Source organism: Grimontia sp. NTOU-MAR1 (assembly GCF_035758505.1).
Classification (GTDB): domain Bacteria; phylum Pseudomonadota; class Gammaproteobacteria; order Enterobacterales; family Vibrionaceae; genus Enterovibrio; species Enterovibrio marinus.
On record NZ_CP142108.1, the window covers coordinates 2,808,504 to 2,834,254 of the forward strand.

At 49.4% G+C, this 25,751-nt stretch carries 22 protein-coding genes and 1 pseudogene; 17 read left to right on the top strand and 6 right to left on the bottom strand.

Features of this window, described 5'->3' with window-relative positions; all coding sequences use genetic code 11:
• Positions 1-8 precede the first annotated feature (8 nt).
• The 5 genes from VP504_RS13025 to VP504_RS13045 all read right to left on the bottom strand — a co-directional run bounded on the left by VP504_RS13025 (position 9) and on the right by VP504_RS13045 (position 6,300).
• Positions 9-1,406, bottom strand: coding sequence for an undecaprenyl-phosphate glucose phosphotransferase (locus VP504_RS13025; RefSeq protein ID WP_325891530.1), 1,398 nt, complete (start codon positions 1,404-1,406; stop codon positions 9-11).
• A gap of 412 nt (positions 1,407-1,818) precedes the next feature.
• On the bottom strand, positions 1,819-3,111 hold the full coding sequence (locus VP504_RS13030; protein ID WP_325891531.1) for an HlyD family type I secretion periplasmic adaptor subunit: 1,293 nt from the start codon (positions 3,109-3,111) through the stop codon (positions 1,819-1,821).
• The gene (locus tag VP504_RS13035) at positions 3,108-4,817 is read right to left on the bottom strand and encodes a type I secretion system permease/ATPase (protein WP_325891532.1); all 1,710 of its coding nucleotides are present in this window, start codon (positions 4,815-4,817) and stop codon (positions 3,108-3,110) included. The genes VP504_RS13030 and VP504_RS13035 overlap by 4 nt, the downstream gene beginning before the upstream one ends.
• A 126-nt stretch (positions 4,818-4,943) precedes the next feature.
• Complete coding sequence (locus tag VP504_RS13040) at positions 4,944-5,354, bottom strand: hypothetical protein (protein ID WP_062705556.1); 411 nt, start codon at positions 5,352-5,354, stop codon at positions 4,944-4,946.
• A 268-nt stretch (positions 5,355-5,622) separates the two neighbouring features.
• Positions 5,623-6,300: a LuxR C-terminal-related transcriptional regulator gene (locus tag VP504_RS13045; protein WP_062705554.1), complete on the bottom strand. Its 678-nt coding sequence runs from the start codon at positions 6,298-6,300 to the stop codon at positions 5,623-5,625.
• Positions 6,301-6,655: 355 nt separating this feature from the next.
• Between VP504_RS13045 and VP504_RS13050 the strand changes: the two genes are divergently transcribed.
• Positions 6,656-7,186, top strand: a complete 531-nt coding sequence (locus VP504_RS13050; RefSeq protein WP_062705552.1) for a single-stranded DNA-binding protein — start codon at positions 6,656-6,658, stop codon at positions 7,184-7,186.
• A 73-nt stretch (positions 7,187-7,259) separates the two neighbouring features.
• Here VP504_RS13050 and VP504_RS13055 read toward each other — a convergent pair whose 3' ends face one another.
• Positions 7,260-8,138 carry a LysR family transcriptional regulator gene (locus VP504_RS13055; RefSeq protein ID WP_325891533.1) on the bottom strand — a complete coding sequence of 293 codons (879 nt, stop codon included), beginning with the start codon at positions 8,136-8,138 and terminating at the stop codon, positions 7,260-7,262.
• A 147-nt stretch (positions 8,139-8,285) separates the two neighbouring features.
• Here VP504_RS13055 and csrD point away from each other — a divergent pair, with 147 nt between their 5' ends.
• The 16 genes and pseudogenes from csrD (at position 8,286) to VP504_RS13135 (ending at position 25,635) form a co-directional block, all read left to right on the top strand.
• Entirely contained in the window at positions 8,286-10,238 is a 1,953-nt protein-coding gene (gene csrD / locus VP504_RS13060) for an RNase E specificity factor CsrD (protein ID WP_325891534.1), read from the top strand.
• A 136-nt stretch (positions 10,239-10,374) separates the two neighbouring features.
• Positions 10,375-11,835: an MSHA biogenesis protein MshI gene (locus VP504_RS13065; protein ID WP_325891535.1), complete on the top strand. Its 1,461-nt coding sequence runs from the start codon at positions 10,375-10,377 to the stop codon at positions 11,833-11,835.
• On the top strand, positions 11,832-12,488 hold the full coding sequence (pilO, locus tag VP504_RS13070; RefSeq protein ID WP_325891536.1) for a type 4a pilus biogenesis protein PilO: 657 nt from the start codon (positions 11,832-11,834) through the stop codon (positions 12,486-12,488). Before VP504_RS13065 ends, pilO begins: the two co-directional genes overlap by 4 nt.
• Complete coding sequence (locus VP504_RS13075; RefSeq protein ID WP_062705544.1) at positions 12,472-12,795, top strand: hypothetical protein; 324 nt, start codon at positions 12,472-12,474, stop codon at positions 12,793-12,795. Before pilO ends, VP504_RS13075 begins: the two co-directional genes overlap by 17 nt.
• Before the next feature lie 47 nt (positions 12,796-12,842).
• Positions 12,843-14,411: a pilus (MSHA type) biogenesis protein MshL gene (gene mshL, locus VP504_RS13080; protein WP_325894048.1), complete on the top strand. Its 1,569-nt coding sequence runs from the start codon at positions 12,843-12,845 to the stop codon at positions 14,409-14,411.
• A 9-nt stretch (positions 14,412-14,420) separates the two neighbouring features.
• The gene (locus tag VP504_RS13085) at positions 14,421-15,251 is read left to right on the top strand and encodes an ExeA family protein (RefSeq protein WP_325891537.1); all 831 of its coding nucleotides are present in this window, start codon (positions 14,421-14,423) and stop codon (positions 15,249-15,251) included.
• Between the two features lie 6 nt (positions 15,252-15,257).
• Entirely contained in the window at positions 15,258-16,340 is a 1,083-nt protein-coding gene (locus tag VP504_RS13090) for a tetratricopeptide repeat protein (RefSeq protein WP_325891538.1), read from the top strand.
• A pseudogene (locus VP504_RS13095) lies at positions 16,330-18,046 on the top strand (GspE/PulE family protein). Before VP504_RS13090 ends, VP504_RS13095 begins: the two are co-directional and overlap by 11 nt.
• Positions 18,046-19,263: a type II secretion system F family protein gene (locus VP504_RS13100; protein ID WP_325891539.1), complete on the top strand. Its 1,218-nt coding sequence runs from the start codon at positions 18,046-18,048 to the stop codon at positions 19,261-19,263. The pseudogene VP504_RS13095 and the gene VP504_RS13100 overlap by 1 nt, the downstream one beginning before the upstream one ends.
• On the top strand, positions 19,264-19,869 hold the full coding sequence (locus VP504_RS13105) for a hypothetical protein (protein WP_325891540.1): 606 nt from the start codon (positions 19,264-19,266) through the stop codon (positions 19,867-19,869).
• Complete coding sequence (locus VP504_RS13110) at positions 19,866-20,318, top strand: type II secretion system protein (protein WP_062705532.1); 453 nt, start codon at positions 19,866-19,868, stop codon at positions 20,316-20,318. The genes VP504_RS13105 and VP504_RS13110 overlap by 4 nt, the downstream gene beginning before the upstream one ends.
• Positions 20,299-20,778, top strand: a complete 480-nt coding sequence (locus tag VP504_RS13115; RefSeq protein WP_325891541.1) for a type II secretion system protein — start codon at positions 20,299-20,301, stop codon at positions 20,776-20,778. The genes VP504_RS13110 and VP504_RS13115 overlap by 20 nt, the downstream gene beginning before the upstream one ends.
• Positions 20,765-21,370, top strand: coding sequence for a type IV pilus modification PilV family protein (locus tag VP504_RS13120; protein ID WP_325891542.1), 606 nt, complete (start codon positions 20,765-20,767; stop codon positions 21,368-21,370). Before VP504_RS13115 ends, VP504_RS13120 begins: the two co-directional genes overlap by 14 nt.
• Positions 21,370-22,116: a PulJ/GspJ family protein gene (locus VP504_RS13125; protein WP_325891543.1), complete on the top strand. Its 747-nt coding sequence runs from the start codon at positions 21,370-21,372 to the stop codon at positions 22,114-22,116. Before VP504_RS13120 ends, VP504_RS13125 begins: the two co-directional genes overlap by 1 nt.
• Positions 22,106-22,543, top strand: coding sequence for an MSHA biogenesis protein MshP (locus VP504_RS13130; RefSeq protein WP_325891545.1), 438 nt, complete (start codon positions 22,106-22,108; stop codon positions 22,541-22,543). The genes VP504_RS13125 and VP504_RS13130 overlap by 11 nt, the downstream gene beginning before the upstream one ends.
• The gene (locus VP504_RS13135; protein WP_325891547.1) at positions 22,540-25,635 is read left to right on the top strand and encodes a DUF6701 domain-containing protein; all 3,096 of its coding nucleotides are present in this window, start codon (positions 22,540-22,542) and stop codon (positions 25,633-25,635) included. The genes VP504_RS13130 and VP504_RS13135 overlap by 4 nt, the downstream gene beginning before the upstream one ends.
• Positions 25,636-25,751: the final 116 nt, after the last annotated feature.

Below are 25,751 nucleotides of genomic sequence, written 5' to 3' on the forward strand. Positions count from 1 at the left end.
ACTTCTCCCTAGTACGCCGTCTTGCTGACAAAGCCCTTAAACACGGTGGCGACAACAATCTTGATGTCCATCCACAGTGACCAGTTCTGGATGTATTCCAAATCGAACTGGATACGCTTTTCCATTTTGTCCAAGGTGTCAGTTTCACCTCGGTAGCCGTTGATTTGTGCCCAACCTGTAATACCAGGTTTGACTTTATGGCGCAGCATGTAGCGGTCAACAATGGCGCGGTATTGCTCGTTGTGTGCAACGGCATGGGGGCGTGGGCCCACGATAGACATCCTACCTTGAAGCACATTAAAGAACTGCGGTAGTTCATCAAGTGAGGTACGACGAATGAATACACCAAAAGGTGTGACACGTGGGTCGTCCCTTATGGCTTGCTTAATGTCATCACCATTGTCCATTACTGACATGGAGCGGAACTTCCATACATTGATTTTGTTGCCATCCAGCCCATAGCGATGTTGCTTAAAGATCACCGGACCTGACGATGAGAGTTTCACGCCAATGGCAATGACCAGCAAAACTGGGGAAATCAGGAGCAGGATCATGATGGAAAGTACAATATCTTCCAGACGCTTTGCCCAAGCTGCAATGCCGCTGAAGGGGGTATCGTGGACGCTTAGCGTATGAACATGCCCAATGGTTTGCCAGCGGCTGTGCAACAGGTTGTAAGTGAAAAAGTCCGGTACTAAGTATGTGGTTGTCGTCGTGTCCGCAAATTGATTCAAGTAGCGGGCAATGCGGTCTTTTGCATGCATCGGCATGGCGATGTAGACATGTTGCAACTTACCCTGACGGGCCAGTTCAAGTACATCACTGACTTTTCCCAGCATAGGAGCGGGTAGAGTGCCTTCAATACGATCGCTGTTTCGGTCTTCGTAAAACCCAAGCAATTTCACTCCAAGCGTTTGATTTTTAGTAAACTCATTCGCCAGCTCAATGCCGTTAGCTGTGGTGCCAATAATGACAGCATTGCGGATATTGAAGCCGTGATTACGCAGACGGCTAAGTGCTGCTCGCACGATAAAGCGCCAAAGGACAAGGCCTACTGCGGTGCCTGTAAACCAAAGCGTCATTACGACACGGGAAAACTCAATGCCACTTTTCGAAAAGAAGAAATAGGCAACAAGCAGAAAACAAGCGCCACACCATGGCAGTAATGTCGCGACCATTTGCCCTTGGAAGTTACTGATACGCCAAGAGCGATACAGGTGAGAGCTTTCAGCAAACAACAAGTAGAAAATACAAACTAGCGCTGCAAGATGAAGCCAAGCTTCACTTACTGACCCCAGATAGAGTTGGCTAACAATTGCGAGTGTGCCGCTGATAACGGCCAAGTCACACAGTCGATAGAGGATCGAAAACTCTGCGCCGTGTGTACGAATTTTTCTACTTTCCATTCTTTTGACTTTTTGTTGTGAGAAGCACCAGCCGCGAAATTGTCTGTTGCATTTCCCTTGTAAAGAAACGAGCCATTTATCCAAGACTTGCATTTGAATGAAAATCAATTACAAGTCGCCTAGATTATTGGATATAAGTAAAGCAGCATGTGATAAGCCAGAGAAGATTAAGTTTGTCCGATTTTTGCGTGTGACATTTTTATTATGCTGTTTTTAATGGGTTTTTTATAGTGTTGACGGGTATGGATAATGAGGGTGGGGAGTGAGCTTTGTTCCACAATAAGGATGGTTTTGTATGGTTAATAAGACCATGTATTAATTAGTCAGCGCTTCTTTCTCATTAAGATTTGGTCGCTTGTCATCACCACTCAGCTTTTAATTGTAAAAAAGACTGAGTGGCGGTTGATGAATATCATTGTTCACGGAATGCGCGATTAAAGCTCTCTGTGATTGGTTTCATTAGATATTCGATTGGCGTGCGGGGTTCGGTCAGCAGCATGACCTCTGCCTGCATACCCGGGTACAGCTCAATACCTTCTAATATGTCGCTAACATTATCAATGAGCCTGACCCGGGCAAGGTAGTAAGCGAGTCCCGATTGCTCATCAATCAGGCGGTCAGCGGACACTGTCAGGAGTTCACCATCTAACGGTTTGACGCTTCGCATACTCAGAGCGGTCAAACGGATCTGTGCTTTCATGCCAGAGCGGACCTGATCGATGTCGGAAGGGTCGACCTTGGCTTCAATCACCAAGCCCTCGTTGCTGGGTACAATGTCGAGTAAAGGCTGTCCCGGCGTGATAACCCCTTCTTCGGAAAAGACCTGCAGGTTCAGCACAGTGCCTGATAGTGGCGCGGAGATCGTGGTGCGGTTAAGGATGTCTTTCGCCGCTGCGATTTGTTCATCCAACGCGTAGCGCTCCTGTCGACTTTCACGTAGTCCTTCAACGATCTCTTTGATACGTTCCAGCTCCTGTTCTTTGAGCTGGGCTTGGTTCTCGGCGACATTCTGAGCCAGTCGGCTTGCATTTGCTTGTAATTGGCTAATGGTGCTGAGAATTTGGGCTTCTTCCCGCTCAAGTCTCAGTACCTGGGTCTTACTCACGTAACCTTTCTCCGCGAGTTGGCGGTTGCCGTCAATTTCTTCACCAATGATTGACAGACGACGCTTTTCGATTTCCAGACGCTTTTTCTGGCCTTTCAGCTCGGCATGGCTCTGAGCTAGCTGCTTATTGATGATCTCCTTCTGAGACTCAGAGAAACCACTTCGGGCAGTGAAGATTCGCATCTGGTTGATGAGCAGCTCTTCCACTTTTGGATTATCACGCTCAGCTTCAAGTTCTTGTGGAAAGGTGATAGTTGCAAGGTTGTCGCGCTCGGCGATCAGGCGGGCTTCACGAGCCAGCGCATTTCGCTGCCTAGAGGTTAATTGGTCCAACTGGGCTTGTGGCTGGGTTTTGTCGAGATAGATCAATGGCTGGCCTTTGTCGACAGTCGCCCCTTCAGTGACCAGCATTTTTTCAATTATGCCACCTTCAAGGTGCTGGACAGTTTTGCGCTGGCTATCGACTGTTACCACACCTTGAGCAATAGACGCACCTTCCAGTGGGCTAAAAATAGACCAAATGCCAAAGGTGCCGAAGAAAAGGGCAATCGTTCCCAAGCCGATGATAATCAGGCGGTTGGTGGATGGGATCTCATTCATTTTTGGCCTCCTTTCTGAGCGATGGCTGCACTTTGCTCAAGGAGGGGTTTCAGTACTTCGTCACGTTCACCGAACGCGCGGATTTGAGCATCCTGAAGAACCAATAGCTTGTCCATAGACTGCATCATGCTCGGTCTGTGCCCGACCAGTACGATGGTGGCCTTGCGGGACTTGAGGTACGCAATCGCGCGTTGCAGTGCGGCTTCACCGACACCATCGAGGTTGGCATTGGCTTCATCCAGCACAATCAAACTTGGGTTGCCATAAAGTGCACGGGCAAGAGCGATACGCTGGCGCTCACCACCGGAAAGTCCCAAGCCACGCTCACCAACGACTGTGTCATAGCCTTTTGGCTGGCGAAGAATAAGCTCATGGCAACCGGCCAGTTTGGCCGCATGGATGACCATATCCGGGTCACCTTCAGACATACGGGCAATATTCTGGCGAAGAGTGCCAGGGAAGAGCTCCACATCCTGGGGTAAGTAGCCGCAATGTGGACCTAAATCGTCAGGGTCCCACTTGGCTACGTCCATATTATCCAGACGCACGGTACCGGCTGTCGGTGTCAGGTTGCCAAGCATCAGACGCGCGAGCGTTGACTTGCCGGTTCCAGAAGGGCCGATAATGCCGAGCGCCTCGCCAGGGTCCAGCTTGAAATTAATACCGTGCAGCACAGGCTCAGCGCCGCCCTGATGGAAGTAAGTGACTTTCTCTACCGATATCAGGCCCTTTGGTTTTGGTAATGGCATAGATTTCGCGCGTTCCGGAAAGGCAGGGATCTGTTCTTTCAGGCGCTGGTAACTTTGACGCGCAGAAATCGCTGTCCCCCAGGCACTAATCGACTGTTCTACCGGCGCCAGCGCCCTTGCCATCAGGATTGAACCTGCAATCATGGCCCCTGCCGTCATTTCGTTTTGAATGACAAGGTATGCGCCCACACCCAGCATAGAGATTTGCAGTAACATACGTATGAATTTAGAAGTGGCGGTCAGCAATGCACCTTTAGAGTTCGCCGTGACTTGCCCCTGAATACTCTCGCTGTTGAGTGACGTCCAGCTTTTGATGAAGTTTGGCATGATGCCCATGGCTTCAATTGCATCTGCATTTCGCGCTGCAGACTCCGCCTGTTGCATCGCAAGGATGGACACCTCATTAGCCTTTTTGTGCGCCTGACGGGTCGCCATGTCATTGATGATGGCGATAGCAAACAGGATCAAAGCACCGACGGTCGCAATCACACCAAGGATAGGGTGAAGCAGGAAAACAAAGCCAAGGAACACAGGTGTCCAAGGCGCATCGAGGGCTGGAATGATGGCATTGCCACCGATGAAGGCGCGGATAGCTGCAATGTCCCGAAGACTTTGCACTGAAGCGGAAAGGCCCTGACGAAGCTGAAGGGCAATGCTGCCACTTAAGATATCTGGAGACAGGCTTTCATCAAACCAGGCCCCAATTCTCACCATCAGACGGGTTCGCACATTTTCGAGCACTGCCATGGTTAATAGGGCAAAAATGGTGATCATGCTGAGAAGCAGCAGAGTGTCGACGGAGCGGGAACTGATCACACGGTCATAAATCTGAAGCATGTAAATAGGCAAACAAAGCACCAGTATGTTGATAACAAAGCTGAATGCGATAACAAAAACCAGTGCCTTTTTACATTGCCCAAGCGTGTTTTCTAATTGCTTTTGTGTAGTGAGAGACATGTTTTATCCGATGACGTTGCATCGCTATACGTTTGGATACAGCCACGTAGCGAAAGGTTTAATGAGCCCCAAAAAAAACAACCAGCATAGGAAGATACTGGTTGCTTTGAGTATAGCTTGTCTAAATTAGGCGATAATAAAGTCATCTGCTGACCGGTCTGTCGCAGTGTTTAGGGTAAAGCTTGAGCCAAAAGCTAGATTAGCGAGGGTGTTATTGCCCACTTGAGAGCGATCTAGCGAAGCGAAATTAGTACCGGCGGTCAGCGTGTCGATACCCGCTTCGAAAACTATTGTACAACTATCATCATTGCCTTCGCCTAACAGGTACTGCAAAGAGAAAGAACCTGCGCTTTCACCGCCTTTCAGAAAATCTTCGCCTGTCTCCCCGATAAAGATACCTTTACCAACACCATGAAAGATCTCGTCATGACCAGCGGAGTCTAAGATTCGATTACGACCAAACAGACCGCTGATGGCATAAGCGTTGTTCGTTCTTTCCAGTGAATCTGGATTATTCGTTCCGACCATGTCAGCCATTACCATGTCCTTTAGATACGACCTACCTTTGTCTTTAAGATGTGCAGGTGATTTTTCGCTTCTTAGCATCTGCGGCTGACAGGCAGTTAAGGCTTTACCCAACAAGCCGCGATGTCACTTTGCAGGAATTGCGCTGAGAAATTTGTCTCAATAGTGAATTAATGGGCGAGGTTACTATCTGATCTGTACGACATTTTATCTGTAAAGTGTGAGGCTCAGTCTAGCATGTTAAGGTTTCGAGCTTAGGTGTAAGGGAGGTCAGGGAGATTTAGCCCTGATAGTCTAGGCCAATAACAGACAGATTGTTTTTGGCCCAAAACACGGCTTGAACACGGTTTTTCACATTGATCTTCTTAAAGATATTGTAAAGGTGCGATTTAACTGTGTGTTCCGACACAAACAAGCTGTCGGCAATTTCGCTGTTAGAAGCGCCTGTTACCAGCTTACGGAGGATTTGTTGCTCACGATTGGTGAGGCAAATCTCCGAATAGTCGATGGCGTTGTTATTATTCTGTTGGTAGTAGTGAATGAGCTCTGCCAATTTTTGACGTGGCAGCCAGTACTCACCTGACAGCATTTTTTCGATGCCGTGGCAGAGGTGCTCTAAATCGTCTTCTTTCTTGAATACGCCTTTGATAAAGGGCCAGCTAGCTAACTCTTTCGCGGAAAGGTCATGAGCATTAAACAGCGCAAAAACATGTTGCTCGCTGAAAGGGGCTAGGCTTTGCTTCACAAAGCTGACGGTATCGCCTTCAAATGAACTCAAGTCAATCAACACCAAACCGGAAGACGTAGAGAGTTTCTCACTGATTTCTTGTTTCTCTACCAAAGACACGGCGCTCTTAATTTCCTTCTCCAGACATGAAATCAGTGCTGTGATCGTCATGCTTGGTTCTGAAACAAGAAGTATCGTGTATTTGTCTGAGGTGGTTTCGATGTTCTGCATGTGTATCCTTAAATGCCTGTAACTGTGCGAATGGCTTCTTCGCGGTTTCTACCCGTTTATGAAAACGTATTCGCAGCATTCTAAAGCTCAATCACAAAGTGGTTCGTATCATTTTTAGAACTAACAACTGAAGCTTTGTGTGTAAACGTGCTCAAACTCTTTTTTAGTTTAATACAATTTGTTTTCAGACGCTTATTTCTGCGTAACAGATTTCATTCTTACATTGTAGATTTCATCAGGTTGCATTTCAGTCACACTGTTGACATTAAAGGTTGTGACGATTTTTTTAGCTTCTGCTATCATCGCCATTTACCGTCACCCACGTGATCAATAAATAAAGGTTTGGGAGCAAAATATGGCCAGCCGTGGAGTAAATAAAGTTATCTTGATTGGCAACTTAGGTAACGATCCTGAAGTTCGCTACCTGCCAAATGGTGGAGCGGTTGCTAATTTGACCGTTGCAACCTCAGAAACGTGGCGCGACAAAAACACGGGTGAAAACAAGGAAATGACCGAGTGGCACCGTGTGGTAATGTACCGTCGCTTGGCTGAAATTGCCGGTGAATACCTAAAGAAAGGCTCGAAAGTGTACCTGGAAGGTCGCCTGCAAACCCGTAAATGGCAGGGACAGGATGGTCAGGACCGTTACACAACGGAAATTGTTGCTAACGAAATGCAGATGCTGGACAGCCGTTCAGGTGGTGGCGTGGGTCAAGGTGCGCCAATGCAGCAGCAACCACAGCAAGGTGGTTGGGGTCAGCCGCAACAGCCTCAGCAGTCAAACTACCAGCCGCAGCAGCAACCTGCGCAACAGCAGCAGCCACAGCAACAGGCACCTCAGCAGTACAACGACATGCCAGATTTCGACGACGATATCCCGTTCTAGGCTGGCGAGATTGAAATATTTACAAACCCCGCTTCTTGCGGGGTTTGCTTTATCTGGTGCTTTGATAGTGTTTTCAGTGTCCGACTTTCTGCTTCAGAAAATCAATAAACAGCCGCGTTTTGGTGTGGTTGTACTCAAGCTTTGGGTAATAGGCGTAGGCGGCACTTTTTGGCTGACGCACGTCTGGCAGCACCGGCACCAGTAATCCCTGATCCAACTCCTTTCTAACCGTCACATCGCCTACCAGAATAATGCCAAGTCCAGCCACGGCTGCATTCACCAAGGCCTCTGGGTTGGGGGAGACGAAGTTTCCACTCAAACGCAACTTTCGCCCATGTTCAAATTCATGTTCTTGTGGGTGGCTGGTGGAGCCATATAGCAGACAATTGTGATGCAAGAGCTGCTCTTGATCGGCAATAGGTGGGTGTTGCGCGAGATAAGTCGGTGAAGCAAAAAAACGAGGCTGGAAATCAAACAGCTTAGTGGCGATAAAGCTCGCAGAGTTGAAATCTGCCAGCTCCCGGGTGATTACCACATCCAGGTTGGGGTCAGGCAATTGCCCCGGTGCAAGGGTGTGCAACTCTACCTGAATATTGGGATAGGCTGAAAGAAACTCACCGATATTGTTAACCAACAGCCGGCTTCCAGTCGCAAGCGGAGCGCCAATCCGCAGCACGCCGCTAACTCCACCGTAGGTGGAGGTGGTTTCAGAAACCAATTGTGTCCAATCGTCTAAAAGTAGTTTCCCGCGCTGATAAAAAAGTCGGCCTGCATCGGTCATGGTCAAAGTGCGGGTGGTGCGCTTTAACAGCTGAACGCCAAGCTGATTCTCTAGCCAGGCTAATCGCTTGGAAAGGGCGGAGCTCGATGTATTGAGCTTAGTTGCAGCTTGAGCCAGCGAGCCCATTTCTACCACAGTGACATAACTTTTCGCGCAGGTAATCCAATCCATTTATTGACTCATTTAACAACCGAGTATCGACTTTGCGTTCACTTTCATAACAGGAAGAACGATAATAACTAAATTGTTTGCGTGAAACAGTGTAAAGCCATCATTTTGCTGACAAGGGCTCAGCAAAAGCCTTCATTTGGATAGTACATGAGAAAAGTTGCCGGGATGAAGCTGACCAACCGATTGGTCGCTTTTGTAACGCTTATTGTTGTTTGCGCCATGTTCGTGCTTTTTATAGGTGGCGCTATTAGTTTTCGTAAATTGGGGACGGACTTTCTCTCCCATTATCTCAGTAAAGTTGTGGTTGAAATTGATCATGCGATTGCTAACCCAACATCCAATGAAAATATTGGCTTGTGGTTGCCTCAACTTTTAAAAGCCAGCGATATTGTCGAATTGGAAATCACCAGTAAGACGGGTCTTTTGTATCGTTACGAACAGATCCACACAACAGCCCAGCCCATGGAGATCATTGAAAACAGGTACGATCTTCCAAGTAATCCCGGTTTCTATATCAACATTAAATCTGTTCCTCCATATGCTGACTTTGCTTATTCCATCGGAGCAATGTCTTCACTGTCACTTGCGGTACTGGTCATTGTGCTCGCTCTTTCCTGGGGTATTCGCTGGCTTAGAATTCAGCTTCTCGGTGCTGAGCTTTTAGAGCACCGAGGAAGGTTAATTTTGGCTGGCCGGGCAGAAGAAGTGCATACCGGTGATGAGCGCGAATGGCCCGCAACGGCGAGCATTGCGCTTGACCAGATGATTGCTGAGCTTCGTGAGGCTCGTCAGGAACGAAGTCGCTTTGATACGTTTATCCGCTCCAACACCTTCCTCGATAAGCTGACGGGTGCGGCTAACCGCGTCATGTTTGATAACCGTCTCCAAACACTGTTGCAGGATAAGGGGGCTCAGGGGGCTGTACTGATCATTCGTATTGGCGATTGGGATACGTTAATGCATGAATCAGGCAAAGAAGGTGCTGATGAATGGGTGAAAGAAGTCGGGAGCGTCTTATCAAATGCTATTCTCCGTTTCCCTGATGCGGTGCTTGCCCGTTACTACGATACAGAATTTGCAGTATTGCTGGCGCACCAGTCGGCGAAAGATGCACGGTTATTCGCCACTCAATTGATGAAAGCACTGGAGCGCTTAACGCCGCCCGAATGTCTGGAAGAGGAAAACTGGGCGCACCTTGGTATGACTTTCTTCACCGCTGGAGAGCGCCGTGGTCGGTTGATGGAAGAAGCGGATATGGCGAAACGCAGCGCTGTACTGCAAAACAGTAACGGCTGGTATGCGTTTAAGAAAGATGTCGTGGCAGACGATGCCCGTGGCAGCGTTCGTTGGCGAACTTTGCTGACTCGAGTATTTGAGGCAGGAGGTCCAGATCTATATCGGCAGGTGGTGAAAGATACCAAAGGAGAGGATTTACATACTGAGCTGCTAGCCCGAATCAAAGATGAAAATGGGCTGATCATTAAAGCCTCGCGTTTTATGACGGGTATTGACCTGGTGGGTATGAACAGCACATTGGATCGGCGGGTGGTGGGGAAGGCACTGCATCTTCTACGAAAGGGGGATGGACGAGAGGTGCTTTCAATTAACGTGTGTGCAGGATCATTGGGTCAGCGTGCTTATCAGATTTGGTTACGAGATACCTTACTGCAAACGCCACGCAGTGTATTGAACCGTTTGCAAATTGAAGTTTCTGAAGCGCCGTTGGTGAAGCACTTCGATGCAGTAAGACCTACGCTTCGCATGGTTAGAGCGCTGGGTTGTGCTGTGGTCGTCGATCAGGCTGGCCGATCGGTGGTCAGTACCCACTACGTTAAAGATATCCAACCGAAATATATCAAACTCCACCGAAGCCTTATCCGTGATATTCACCAGCGCCCGGAGAATCAGTTGTATGTTCGGAGTATGCTGGGTGCATGTGACCCGACACCGACACAAGTACTTGCAGTAGGTATTGAATCCCAGCAGGAGTGGAAAGTCCTTCTACAACTTGGGGTTATGGGCGGGCAAGGCCGTTTTCTCGGTGCAGAACTCTCTTCCAGTCCTGCGACGCGAAAGCGCCAGCGATGGCGTAAACAATGAACTTGATCGAACGTTGTTTATAAAGCGATCAATTGCGTCATGAAACTGTCGCAAGAATACTTATTTTTTGGCGGGAAATTTGATAGAATATAGTGTACTTCAAACAATTTTTTAACATTTCCTGAGCAGAATTTAGATGCAGATGGCAGTTTCTACTCTTTTTGCAAAATTTTCCCCGGTTAAACAACGGGATATTGTCAGCCTAGTTGCATCCGCCGAACAGGTCGTGATCGCTTATCAAGATGGCAACGGAAAGACGCAACTGGACGCGCAAACCGTCACTCAATCAGATCTATGGATGGCAGCCACGCAGTTGATCGCCAGACATGGGATCAGCAAGGCAAACGTGCATCTGGTGCTGGGGCATGGCTTGTATCAATCCCTGCTGATTGATGACCCGGGATTGTCTGACGAAGACAAGCGCGCGGCGTTGCCATTCCAGCTCAAAGACTTCATCTCTGATTCGCCGGCGGACATTGTGGCTGATGGCTTCAGCTCACCGGTGGCTAACCGTTTCCAGGCGTTTGTTTGCCATAAACTGCCACTTATCCAGTTCAGTAAAGCACTGGAGAAAAGTCAGTGCCGACTCACCAACGTGTCTCTTGAAGACGCAGTGCTGCGCCATTGGACGCGATTGGATAAAACCGAGATGGTGCTGAGCCGTGACAGCTATGGCGTGCTGCAACTGGCTGCTTTCCATTTAGGGCGCCTTTGCTTCCAACGCCAAATCCGTGGTGTGATTCTGGAAGGACAGATGATGTCGCCCTCCGTGGTTGATGATTTAGCGCTTGAAGTTCAGCGTTCACTCGACTATTTGCGATCACAGTTAAAAAGTGCACAGGTGGCTGGGCTGGTCGTGAGTGTTCATGGCATCGACGACACCGAGCTGGCGTTTCAATTATCTTCCCGACTGTCTGTGGCTGTGCGTCCGCAACAGCTTTTTGAGACCGGAGCGCATCACCAACATATCGCAATCGCCGCGTTAAACTGCGATTACTCGCCGGATGTGAACCTGTTCAGCGATGATCTGTCACCAAAAGCGCCATTGCTGACCTTCGAGAAAATGTTGCTTGTATGGGGTGCAACCTCATTACTGGTGGTGTTAGTGGCCGCTTACCAACAGGTCTCGCTTGGGCAGGCAAAACAGTTCTTTTCAGCAGCAGATAGCGAACGTCAGAGTGCACAAAGCCTGTCTGATGAGCTCAATGAACAACTGGCTTTACATCTGCCGTCGATCAGTCTCACCAATGAAGTGAACGAGAAAAAGGCCTCCATCGACGCCAAGCGCAGAGCACTGACGGCGGTGAAAAAGCATGATGCGGCACTGCAGCAAGGGCACGCGGATACGTTCCGCGCATTGGCCTCGCTTTCACGTCGTGATATTTCCGTGTCTTCCATCTCTGTCAGTCAAAATGCGCTTGATTTGAAGGGACTGGCTTCAACGCCGTCTTCTGTGCCTGCATGGCTGCAATCATTTAGCACCCAGCCGTCGTTATCAGATCGCGTATTTGAACAAATGGCGTTGAGCCGAGATGAGAAAAACCGCCTGAACTTCAATTTAGTGTCCAAACGTGAAAACGGGGGGAGCGCGAAATGAATGCACTGCTAACCCGCGGTAAAAATGCCTTTGATGCACTGAGTATTCGAGAGCAATGGATGATTGCAGTCGCAGGTTGGGTTGCCATTCTCGGTCTGGGATTGTTCCTCTTTATTGAGCCAGCGAGCAAGGCGCTGGCTCAGCTTGAAACACAAACTCTTCAGTCAGAGCGAACGACTGATGACTTAGTCACGCTCAACCGTCTGAAGCAGGAAAAGCTGCATACTTCGCCAAACGCTGAACTTGAAGCTGAGCTGGCAAAACTCAGCAAAGAGATTGCTGAGCTTGATAGCGAAATGGCGCTTAAAGTCGATGGCTTGGTAACCGCTGCACAAATGTCCTCATTGATGGAAAGCGTGTTGAGACAGTCTGAGCGTTTGACCCTGATTTCAATGAACTCTTTGCCACCGCAGCAGCTGACGGATACCGAGGATGCGGGCTACTACATCCATCCTGTCGAAATTACGTTGGAAGGGCGCTACTTCGACATCGTTGATTACCTGAGTACTCTGGAAGCCTTGCCCGTTAAATACTACTGGCAAAGCGTGGATTACAGCGTGACGGAATACCCTATAGCGAAAGTGACCATTGCGGTTTACACACTGGGTGAAAGCCCGGTGTTTATCGGGGGTAAGAATGAAATTACTGAATAGCGTTCTGGTTTTGTTTTCGCTGTTGCTGCCGATAACGTCTTTAGCAAGCGGTGACCCGACGGCGCCGCTAGGTTTTACACCTCCAAAACAGTCTGCTAAGGCAAAGGTTTATCGTTTGCCTAAGCTGGATGCCATTTTGTGTGCGACCGATGGCATTTGTTCAGCTGTGCTGAATGGAAAAAACGTTGGGAAAGGGCAAAACATCAACGGCTATATCGTCAGCCAAATTAATGAAGAACGCGTAACGCTGAGCCGTGGAGGCAAGCGTTGGGCATTGACCGTATTTAACGAGCAGGTAGTAGAGTGAAGACACATCCATTACTGAGCAAAGGTTTACTGATCTTCGCCGCAGCGATGCTGTTGTCGGCGTGTCAAAGCATGGGGCATCAAAAGCCGACTGAAGTGCAGGAAGCGTTGAACGAGGCCTACGCACAGAGCACTTCCCAGCCATTGACTGAATTGCCAGACGCGGTCACTCAGGATTTGATGGGGGACTTCTCTGACACCTCTGGTAGTGGCGTGTTGACCGAAAAACGCCTGCGCATTAATGCTAACAATGTCGATGCCAAAGCTTTCTTTGGCTCTTTAGTGCAGGGCACGGATTTCAACTTGGTGATGCACCCGGAAGTGAGTGGCAAAGTCACTGTTTCACTAAAAGATGTCACCGTGCCTGAAGCGTTGGAAGTGGTCTCAGATATCTACGGCTACAACGTGGAAATGAATGGACGTCTTATTCAGATTTTCCCCGCTGTGTTGCGTACTGAAACCTTCCCGGTGGATTACTTGCAACTGCAACGAGCTGGAGTATCACTGACTTCTATTAGCACAGGTGCAGTTTCAACGGATTCCAGCTCTGGTAGCGGAGATGATGAAAAAACTGAGCGTACCTCGGTGCCAACGGGCGGAACCGTGATTGAAACCCGCGCGGAAAGCAATTTCTGGACGCAGCTCGAACGCGCTGTCGCAGCCATGATTGGCAATGGTGACGGCCGAAGCATCGTGGTTTCACCTCAGGCGAGTTTAATCACGGTGAAGGCATACCCGAATGAACTTCGCGAAGTGAAACGTTTCCTCGATGCATCACAAGCACGTCTGAAGCGTCAGGTGATCCTGGAAGCGAAAATCCTCGAAGTGACCTTGAGCGACGGCTATCAGCAAGGTGTTAATTGGTCGAATATTACGTCATCGATTGGCAGCGGTGGTGTTGAAATCACACGAGACGCGGCCGAACTTGCCGGCGACTTTATTTCCAATGTGATCGGTGGACAAACCAATATCACCATCACGGATGGCAATTTCTCCGCGGTGATGAACTTCCTGGATACACAGGGCGATGTGAATGTGCTGTCGAGCCCTCGTGTCACGGCAGCCAACAATCAGAAAGCGGTCATTAAAGTCGGTGGTGACGAGTATTTTGTCACGGATATTTCATCCAGCGACACATCGGGTGATAACTCAGACTCTGGCCCGAACATCGAATTAACACCGTTCTTCTCGGGTATCTCCCTGGATGTGACGCCACAAATCGACGATGACAATGGCGTACTCCTACATGTTCACCCAGCGGTGATTGATGTGGTGACAGAAGAGAAAACTATCCAACTTGGCACTTCATCACAGCCTTATGTGTTGCCGTTAGCTAAGACCTCTATCCGTGAATCGGACTCTATTATCCACGCCCAATCTGGCGATGTGGTCGTCATTGGTGGCCTGATGAAATCGAGCTACGAAGAAATGGTCTCTAAAGTGCCACTTCTCGGCGATATTCCGGGCCTTGGCCATTTGTTCCGTAACGTGAACCGCATGAAGCAGAAAACCGAACTGGTGATTTTGCTGCAACCTTCTGTGGTGGGTGAGCAAACCTGGCAGGAAGAGATCAATCGTTCACGTCAGCTGTTGAATGACTGGTTCCCAGAGAACTGAGATTAGCCGATGTATATGTCGCACTTTGGCCTAAAGGCCGCGCCATTTAGCCTGACCCCAGACACACGCTGCTTCTTTGGCGTGCGTTCGCACGTGGATGCGATAAACACCTGCGTCTCGGCGATGGAAATGGGCGAAGGCTTGGTCAAAGTCACGGGTGAAGTGGGTACAGGAAAAACCATGGTGTGCCGTTTGGTGCTCAAAGCATTGAGCGAAAGCTTCACCCTGGTGTTTCTACCAAACCCAGCTAATACGGTGGCAGGGTTGCATCGCCTGATTGCTGATGAACTTGGCATTGATGAACAGGTGACAGAAGACAAACTGCTTGGTGCAATCCAACAGGCAGCTATTGTGGCTGCACGAGATGAAAAGCCTGTCGTGATCCTTTGCGATGAAGCGCAGGCCATGCCGGATGAAGTGCTTGAAGCGATCCGCTTGCTGGGCAATCTGGAAACCGAGCAGCGTAAGCTGATTCAGCTGATTATGTTCGGCCAGCCAGAACTTGATGAGCGCCTGTCCCAGCACAATATGCGTCAGCTTTTGCAGCGCATCAGCTTTAGTGCAGGGTTAACTCCGCTGAGCTTTGCTGAGACATCAGCCTATATCGACCACAGATTAAAAGAACAGGGCGCTTCGCCACTGTTCTCTCCGTGGACAAAGCGCCGCATTTGGGTCGCGAGTCAGGGCATTCCGCGACTGGTGCATCAGCTTTGCCATAAATCGCTGTTATTGAGTTTTGGCAGGGGCAAACGCCGCGTCAGCGCGCATGCTGTTCGCCTTGCCATTAAAGATACACCTCTCGCCCGCAAGCACTCTGTGCTTCAGGCCGTTTGGGGGTAGGAAATCATGAGTGAATTAAACCGCATGTTGAGCGACCTTTCGTCGCAGCAAAACAGTGAGAAACGCCTCGCTGTTGCATCAATCCCTTCTGTATGGGGCTTTCGCTTTGCACGTGTAGTGCTGGCACTGGTGGCGACTTTAGTGGGTGCGACAGGTATTTCTTGGGCGGTATCAGTAGGCAGCGAGAAAGCCTTCTTAGCTACGCCAATGCTGACGCCGGAGCCTGTTTTCGTGGAGCCAGTGCCAAAAGCTCTACCTTCTCCTACTCAGAAAGTGGTGAAAAGTGAGGTCAGCTATGTGGCGATGAAAGCGACGCCTGTTGTTACTGCTGTTGAGCCAACCTTTGAAACCAAAGCCGAAACCAAAGCAACTGAACAAGTCTCTGAGCCCGTGCTGATGGCGAACGTTGAGACTGTTAAAGCAGCGCCTGTGCAAGAACAAGTGGAACAAGAAGCTTCCTTGTCAGTGGAAACCATTGAACTGACTGGCGAGCAGTTGGCGGATATTGCTTATGACAAAGCGCAGAAGCGCGCCCAAGTCGGTGATACACAAAAAGCCATCGCTTTTCTGCGTGATGCGGTGAAATACAACCCGAGCCACATTGCTGCCACCAACCAATTAGCGGGACTGCTGTATGGTCGCAGTCATTTGCGAGAGGCAGAAAGTGTGCTGCGTAAAGGCATCAGCACCAACCCGAATTCTGCGACATTGAAACTCACACTGGCGCGTATGTATCAGCAAAGTGGCAGCGAAGAATCTGCGCTGAATGTGCTTTCTTCTTCGGTGAACTTGCTGGATGGCGAGCAGGTACGATTTGTATCCATGCGCGCGGCTTTGGCACAAAAGCTGGGTAAGAACCTCGAAGCCAAGCAAAGCTATCAATGGCTGACAGAGCAAGAGCCGATGGACGGTCGTTGGTGGCTGGGGCTGGGTGTGTCTGCTGAGAAAACCGGTGCCAATACGGAAGCCGAAAAAGCTTATGGCAAAGCCGTTCAATCTGGCGGTTTGAGCAACCAGTCGGTGAACTTTGCCCGCCAGCGTCTGGTTTACCTCCAGAACCTGAAACAGGGAGCGACAGATGGCCGTTAAACTTCGAAAACGCCTCGGTGACCTTCTTGTTGAAGAGCACATCATCACTGATGCACATCTGAATGCTGCACTAGCTCGCCAGTCTGAAACCGGACGTAAGCTTGGCGATACCTTGATGGAGATGGGCATTCTGACCGAAAGTCAGATGCTGGATTTCCTTGCCCGTCAGCTTGGTGTACCACTGATTGATCTGAGTCTGACCCAAGTCGATCCAAGTGCTGTCAGCTTGCTGCCAGAGGTGCATGCTCGACGTCTTCGCGCGCTGGTGATTGGCCGTATCGGTAACACGGTTCGTGTGGCGATGTCCGATCCTGCGGATCTGGCTTCACAGGAAAGTGTGATGAACCAGCTTCATCAATATCAGGTAGAACTTCTGATCACCGCAGAACAGCCGCTGATCGACGCATTTGATCGCTACTACCGTCGCACCAGCGAAATTGCTTCGTTTGCTGAGCGTTTGCAGGCCGAACACGGCGTGAAGCTTGAGCAAAACTTCGGGGCAGACGAAGAGCAATCTGAAGAAGTCACCGTCGTTAAACTGATTAACTCGCTGTTTGAAGACGCAGTACAGGTGAATGCTTCGGATATTCACATCGAGCCAGATGCCGATGCCCTGCGAATTCGCCAGCGTATTGATGGCGTGTTGCATGAAACTTTGCTAGAAAGAGCGTGCGATTGCTTCTGCATTGGTGCTTCGCCTGAAACTCATGAGCGGCATGGATATCTCTGAAAAGCGTCTGCCGCAGGATGGCCGCTTCAACATCAATGTCCGTGGCAATGCCATCGACGTGCGTGTGTCGACGCTTCCTGTGCAATACGGCGAGTCTGTGGTGATGCGTCTTCTTAACCAGTCGGCCGGTGTGCTGCAGCTGGAAGAAGTCGGTATGGACGCTCAGATGCTGGTGCGTTTCCGCAACCAGCTTCGCCGCCCACACGGCATGATTCTGGTGACCGGCCCGACAGGCTCGGGCAAAACCACCACGCTTTATGGCGCGCTCAATGAACTGAATGTGCCGGGCAAAAAGATCCTGACTGCGGAAGACCCGGTGGAATACCGTCTGCCGCGTATCAGTCAGGTGCAAATTCAAAGCAAGATTGGCCTGAGCTTTTCTTCTGCGTTGCGTACCTTCCTTCGTCAGGACCCGGACATCATCCTGGTCGGTGAGATGCGTGACCTCGAAACCGTAGAAATCGGTCTTCGAGCGGCACTGACCGGTCACCTGGTACTTTCGACCTTGCATACCAATAACGCCATCGACAGTGCGCTGCGTCTTCTGGATATGGAAGCGCCGGGGTATCTGGTGGCGAGTGCTGTTCGCGCCGTGCTGGCGCAGCGATTGATCCGACGTATTTGTCCGGATTGTAAAGTGCCTCACGCCACTGACGATGTGGAGCAGGTTTGGCTGACAACGACTCGCCCGGAAATGGCAGGGCATGGCTTCTACAAAGGCCGCGGCTGTCAAAGCTGTAACTTTACCGGCTACAAAGGCCGAATTGGTGTATTTGAGCTTCTGGAAATTACCCCAGAATTGATGGATGCATTACGTGCTAACGACACTCAATTGTTCTCTGCGCTGGCGGAGCAACAAGCGGGTTATAAGCCATTGGTTCACAGTGCGCTGGATTTTGCCAAGCAGGGACAAACCTCGCTGGAAGAGGCGATGAAGCTTTCTGAAGCCGCGGCGATGTCGCTGATAGGTGCCTGATGCCAAGGTATCGCTACACCGCGCGCAAGCCGAACGGAAAACGTGTTTCGGCGATTATTGAAGCTGCCAGCGAGAGCGATGCGATCGCTAACGTGTCTGAGTCTGGTGTGGTGTTGTTGTCTCTGGAAATCACCAAAGCGCGGGCACAAAAAGCCAATGCGCCGCTGTTCCTGCCAAAGGTGAAACTGGAATCGCTGGTGATTTTCAGCCGTCAGGCATACAGCCTGATTAAAGCGGGTGTCCCGCTGCTACGTGCGATAAAAGGCTTGGCACAAAGCACCACGGATAAGCCATTGAAAGCCGCGCTTGAAAGCGTCGCCAATGAGCTTTCCAACGGTCGCCCGATGTCAGCAGCAATGCGCGACCACGAAAATGTATTCAGTGATTTGTTTGTCTCGCTGGTGCAGGTGGGTGAAAACACAGGTCGTCTCGATGATGCCATGCTCCAACTGGCTGAATACTACGAGCAGGAAATGGAAACCCGCCGCCGGATTAAATCGGCGCTGCGTTACCCAACATTTGTGCTGATGGTGATCATCGGCGCGATGGCGTTTTTGAACGTCAAAGTGATCCCGCAGTTTGCAGGCATGTTTGCCAAGTTCGGCTCTGATTTGCCGCTGCCGACCAAGATTTTGATGGCTACATCAAGCTTCTTTGTTGATTACTGGTGGCTACTGGTCTTCGGCACCGTTTGCTTGGTCGCAGGATTACAGGTGTGGAAAAGCACCGAGCAAGGCCGGATAAAGTGGGACAGATTCAAGCTGTGTATTCCGCTGGTTGGAAACCTGGTTAACCGAGCCTTGATGTCGCGCTTCTCGCGAACATTCGCCTTGATGCTGCGTGCAGGTGTGCCGCTCAATACTGCGCTGCAGATGTCTGGTGAAGCGCTGGAGAACCACTTTCTTGGCGGCGAAGTGGACAAGATGAAAGCGGCGATAGAGTCGGGGATTAACCTCAGTTCTGTCACGGCAGACAGCCAACTGTTTACGCCACTGGTGCACCAGATGATTCAGGTGGGCGAGGAAACCGGCCAGATTGATAACCTGCTTCTGGAAGCGAGCGATTTTTACGACCGCGAAGTGGATTACGACCTGAAAACCCTATCAGCCCGCATGGAGCCTATTCTGCTGCTGATTGTGGCGGGCATGGTGTTGATCCTCGCATTGGGTATTTTCCTACCGATGTGGAACATGCTCGACCTGATCCGCGGCGGCTAAATGCGCTGGATTTTTAGGTTCAGGGAAAGCAGTGCTGCTCAGTGGGCTTTGATCACCACGATTATCGGCATTGTCGTGATGGCAGCGATTCCCGCTTTTGAGCGTGTGATGCAGTTCGCTGATGAAGTGGAGTTTCGTTATCTCGCCAATGCGTTTGAAGGTTCGGCTAAGAATGTGCAATTGCGATCAGCTTTAAAAAACGATAGTAAACAAAAAGATATCGTTATTGTTGAGAATGTTAGTTTTCGCTTAAACGCAGAAGAAAACAACCAAACAGGTTTTCCTTTTGCGCTGGAAAATGGCGCAAAAACACTGACAGCACTACGCGCCGAAGATTGCGGTGCATTGTTGGAACAATTTACCGACCAGTCTTACTGGCTGGAAGACAGATTACAGGCTGCGGCAGAACAAATCTCGCAGCCAAAGATTCGCGCAATAGTGGTAAGGGAGAAAGGTATTGAAGCCCAGCCTTATTGCCGATTTGAAAGACCGGTACGCGCCGGTATTTGGAGTGATGACCCGTCAATTTCGGCGCGTCATGTTTTTGCTTACTACCCGGCATCGGGCCGCGTAGAAGTATTGAGAGAAACTGGAGAAGTAAAATGAAACGTCAAGGCGGTTTTACGCTGATTGAAATGATCGTTGTGATCGTAATTCTGGGTATTTTGGCGGTTACTGCTGCGCCTCGTTTTCTGAATTTCCAAGATGATGCACGCACCGCTGCACTTCAAGGTTTAAAAGGAGCGATCGATGGTGCAAACAGCGTGGTATATGGTCGCGCAGCTATCGATGGTCAAACAGGTGGTACCGGGGAAGTAAACGATATTGATCTTGTATGGGGATATCCAGATGCTTCTGAAACAGGTATTGGTGCTGCAGTCATTGGCCTAAACACTGATGATTGGGAAGCTCAATGGAGTACTCCTGCGGGAACATCTCGCTTTACTCTTTCAGGTGGTACATTTACCGCTACAGATCAGTGTGTCATCTTTGTACAGTCAACTGGCAATAATGTTGCACCAACTGTAACCATTGGTGCTTGTGCTACTCCGTAAGAGAGGCTTCACACTAATCGAGCTGATCACAGTGCTGGTGATCCTCGGTATTATTAGTGTGTTTGCCATACCGCGCCTGTCGGGGTCTGAAGCTTTTTCAGTCACCAGTGCGCGGGATACTGGCTTGTCTGTCGCCAGACAAGTCCAGCTCAGGGCAATGCAGCAGGAGAATCCATCTTCTGCCTGCAATGCCATGTACGTTGCTGCCTCCCGAATGGGGGGCAGTAGCGACTCAGCTTGTGGTTTTGGCGATTACCGCAGTGATGTGGTGGATCTGTCCGATTCACAGGTGCGCATTTCACCCGTTCAAACGATTTATTTTGATTTGCTGGGACGCCCGGTAAATGCAGTAGGTAGCCGCCTTTGCACTTCTGAACGGTGCGAGTTCACCTTCTCCCAAGGCGTTACAGAAGCCAGCATTTGCTTAAACAGCGAGGGCTATTTCCATGCCTGTAGCTGAAAAATCTTATCGAATTTCAAACCGTCAGCGTGGCTACACGCTGGTGGAATTAGTGATTGGCATTGTCGTGTTTGGCGTTGCCATGGTGCTGCTTAGTACCACCCTTTTCCCTATGTTCGCCAAATCTTCCAATCCGCATTATGAAGCCCGCGCGGCAGCGTTAGGGCAAGCGGTGATGAACGAGATCCTGGCACGTCAATTTGATAAAGAATCCGACCCTAACGGCAGCCGCTGGCGTTGTGATGAAGATGCTGATGCGGTTTTAGCGCAAGGTATTGTTGCACCGAATCCTATTAAGACCTGTTCTTCTCCACTTTCAGCAGGAACGGGCTTTGTTGCTGTTGAAGACTATATCGGGTGCTGGGGAGGAAACTCGGCCTGTACTCGAACCCACAGAGGCGATTTGAGCGCTTTGGTTGGAGGCTCTGCGTCGGATTACAAAGGCTTCACTGTCGATATCAATGTCGAGTACGACAACAGCACTTTTGCTGACAGCACCAACAATGCCAGACTCTATAAACGCATCGATCTGTACGTCGATACTGGCAGTTTTGGCCGGTACGACTTCACGGCCTATCGGAGTAACTTCTGATGGCTTTATTCACCCGCAAACCTCGCGGATTTACGCTGGTGGAGCTAATTGTCACCCTGACGATTTTGGCGATTGTTTCTGTTGGTATCTTTGGCTTTATCGAATCCAGCGCTTCAGGCTATGTGGAATCACGAAACCGCGAAGCGCTGCAATCTGAAGCCCGTTTTGCGGTTGAGCGCGTAGGTAGAGAGCTGCGACATGCGGTGCCAAACAGCCTTGCTGTTTATGCTGGTGGAGAATGTATGGTGTTTACACCGATTCGCTATTCCGGCACTTATCATCAATTGGTGGAGGGAGAAAATACACTCGACGCAGTGCTTTCAACCAAAGATACCCATTGGCAAAACAAGGTAAATGATGGGAATCATCGCATTGTGTTTTTGCCATCATCACCGACAGACTTGATTGGAGATAACAGCTATCTCATTACCGATGTTGCAGGCACTACGATAACGATCTCAAAAATGGCCGCTAACCCATGGCCTGCCGAGTCACCCTCCCGTCGTTTTTATATCTACGAAAACTCGGTCAATTTCTGCTTTGAAAACGGTGAACTTCGACGTCGTATCAACAATGGCACTCAGAACAGTACAACCTTGGCAATGAACATTGCTGCCGGCAGCGGATTTAATTTGGGCACCACATCTTTAGCCAGCGGTAACCTGATCGATATCACCTACAAGTTCAGCCAATCCGGCGAATCTTCGGTTTATAACCAACAAGTGCAGGTTCTCAATGCACCGTAAAGTTACTTCTCTCAAACATCAAAAAGGCAGCATGTTAATCATTGCGGTATTTGCGATGACAGCCTTGGCGGCTCTCGGTGCAGCGCTGATGCAAATCACCACCTCACAAAGCGATACCACTACCCGTGAAGTGTTGGGCACCCGTGCCTGGCTGGCGGCAAATAGCGGCACTGAAATGGCGATGGCGAGGCTATTTCCGCTAGCGAAAGATGCTAACAACTTACCTGTAGCAACGTGCAGCGAGGCACCTGTTGTAACGACTTTTAGTTCTGCTGGCCTTCGCGGCTGTTTGGTCTCAGTGACTTGCGAAACCATTGATGCTGGCGAGTTTGTTCAATACCACGTTGAGAGCAAGGGGCAATGCGGTAGCGGTGTGCACCAGGTTGTTAGGATTCAGGAAAGTTGGGGTAAGGGGATTTCCCGATGACGAGGATACTATTGGTTTTCATTTCTTTGGTATTCAGCCCAATGCTCTGGGCTTTGTCTAACAGTGTTTACTTCCCCGGACCAGCGCAGGCGCCGGCTCTTCCTGCAAGTGCCGGAAACGCGAAAAACTGTGGTGCTCACAATCCAAAAGATGCAAAGAACTGTCTACAAATCACAAGTATATCCACGATTTACCAGCCTGATAAAAACCCAGTTGAGGTAGGGTATGATCATGCATTTTATGGTAGTGGTGTCACCTGTAATGATTTTGGAGATGCTCCACGAAATGCATGTGTCAAGGTGGGCGATAGAGCAGAAGATAAGGGACTGACCGTTCTATTGAAAAAGAGTGCTGGTGGTGTGCTGGAAGATAATAAGACCTATCCGTTAGATCATACCCAGACGGTTCACTACTTTGACGATTCTACCCCCAACTATCATACGTTTTCTCTTCGCTATGGCAGCACAGTGACCTTTGAAGAAGGGAGCTATTACTTCGGCGACTTTTTTGTTGGAGAAAATGTTGATGTAACTATTAATGGTCCCGTGGAGATCCACGTCAACAAGCTGAAGTTGGCAGATAAGGTAAGGATAAACATCAAGGGGGATCCCAAGAACTTGATTTTCTGGGTGCATGAAGAGGAAAGTCAGGAGACTTTGTATAGTGCGCAAATCGGCTCAGACTCCATCATTTATGGATATGTTTATTCGGTGGGAACAGTAAAACTATCGGGCACAACACAGCCTGGGACATGGGGTACAACTATTTATGGAGCGGTTACGGCAAAATCACTCGTGCTGGCAAACGAATCTATTATCAAATTCGGAGGCTTTCTCGACAGCTACAACCTCTCATTAGATCCAGTATCTGATAGAGCTGATAGCTGCTCAGCTATTCCAATTACCTTCGAAGTGAAAGATGACAAAGGCGTTCTTCAGACCGATATCTCCGGCGACTTGACTGTTAATGCGATGAATTCTCCAGTAGCCTGCTGGCGAGAAAGTCCCAATGGTGGCTGCAATGGAAGCACATCAGGCACATTCGCTCTTAGTGGCGGAAAGCGCACCCTTTGGCTACAAAATAGAGCGATTGGCACTATTAACGCAGAAGCCACCTTCACCTCGAGTGAAACCGGAGAACTCAAATCCGAACAAGGCAATTACACCTTTGCTGCTGGTGGATTCCGTTTCTCTCCTTCGCCATTAAAAATGGTGGCAGGTAAACCGGAAAAGTTAACCATTGAAGCAGTTTATGGCGATTGTGATCCCACACCTATCCCTGAATATGAGGGGACAAAACAACTGAGTATTGGGAATGCAAACTATCAGCAACCCAACTACACCTCTGCAGGAGCACCACATAAACCGTCGGTAAATGGAACTGTCGGTGCACAAACCATCGAAGTGCTGTTTTCCAAAGGCGTAGCAAAAGATGCTCTGACCTTAAACTATTTAGATTCGGGTGTGCTCTCTATTCCCGTCTCTGAAGTTCAAAGTGCAAATGCTGCTGGCAGTAATAGCGCCACTGAAGTTGAAGAAGATTCGAAGAGTGTTGAAAGCAGACAATTAAATGGTGATATCTCTTTGCATGCGCGCCCGTACACTTTTGCTGTTTGCGGCAGCTTACCTTCACTTTCAGATGTGTCGAACCTGAAGGCTTTTGTCAAAGCTGGTGATCCGTTTACCGCCGCTTTGAAACCTGTCATATGGCAAAGCGGAGATTTGTCAGGAACTGCACTGACCAACGGAGGAGTCGTTCCACTCAAGCCAAATTTCTGTGGGCGAGCTACAACACCGAGCTTTTGGCATCAAAATGCGCCTGCTGCCACAGTGACCTTGGATGAAACTGCCTTTGTGGTCACGCCAGTTAACGGAAGTAATGCGTCTATAACCGGTATTGTTCCTCTTGCGCATACAGAAACGAATAATGCGAGTGATGTAAACAACGTTCGTTATCGATTTGTAGATGTCTCAGTTGATGAGGTCGGCGCATTTGGAGTTCGTTCAAAGCTGGCAGCAAACTACCTCGATATGGCAGTGAATCCAGGTGAAAGGCCATTAGGCCGTTTTTATCCTTCCCACTTCTCTGTTTCTGGTAGTTTAACTTCTGCTATCACTGCCAGTGAAGACAGCAGCGGTGATGGTTTTACTTACCTCAATCAGCCTTTTGATGGTCAATACACGGTTTATGCAATGACGGCCGATAACAAGCCGGTTAAGAATTACCATCTGTTTGGCGATGCATACAAAGCAGAGTTTGAAGACTATGTAATTAAACCAACATCGACGAATCCCGTTGCGGGTCAGGACCTTTCTGAACGTTGGGTAAGATCATCGCAAACCCAGTGGAAAGCAGGTGACGATGGAACAAGTCAACTGTCACTCACGTCTGAGCGAATGAGTGTTGGGAAAGGGAGCACCCCAGATTCACCATTTGATCCACTGCACTTTGCTGTTGGAGTGAGCAAAAACGATATCGATAACACCGACTTCATCTTTTGTGATGTTCAGAATATTGCTGGGTGTGAGACCAGAGTTGTTAGGCCAGTTAGCGGAGATAGACCATCAACAGATGGCGCTGAATTTTCTACGGGTGAATTCATGTTCGGCCGAATGCGCATTGAAGGCTTCACAGAAACTCATGATTTTTCTTCTGAACAAATCATGCCTGTTGTAGTCGAAGTCTTTGATGGTTTGAGATTTGTCACCAATACCCGCGATAATGCCTCGTTTGTTTCGACAGCGATTGGTGAGAAGGAAGTGCTGTTTAGTTCAAGTCAGGATGCTAATCAGCAAGCGCAGATATTACTGAAAGACGATGCTGGTAATGCGGTAATGAAGAAAACTGTTAAAAATGGCCGTTCTGAGTTCCGTGTGACCCCACCTTCCCAAAATGGACAATTAAACCGAGAGCAGTTCCGTTACTGGCAAAAGCTTGGAGAAGGTGTGCTGCCTCAAACCTGGTTGCAACATAATTGGCAGGGTAGGCAATTTGATGATGATCCCAGTGCAATTGGAACCTTTGGTTTTTACCGAGGGAGTGATCGTGTCATCTATAAAGGTGAAAAAAACATCACATTGACAGGGGAATGAAAAAAAAGACAGATCTCATTCAGGTTTGTAGATCATCGCCTTGCCGCGCCCCGTCAGCGTTGGTACATTTAGCGGAATTTGAAGAATTTTAACGCTTGCAGGATTAACCGAAGATT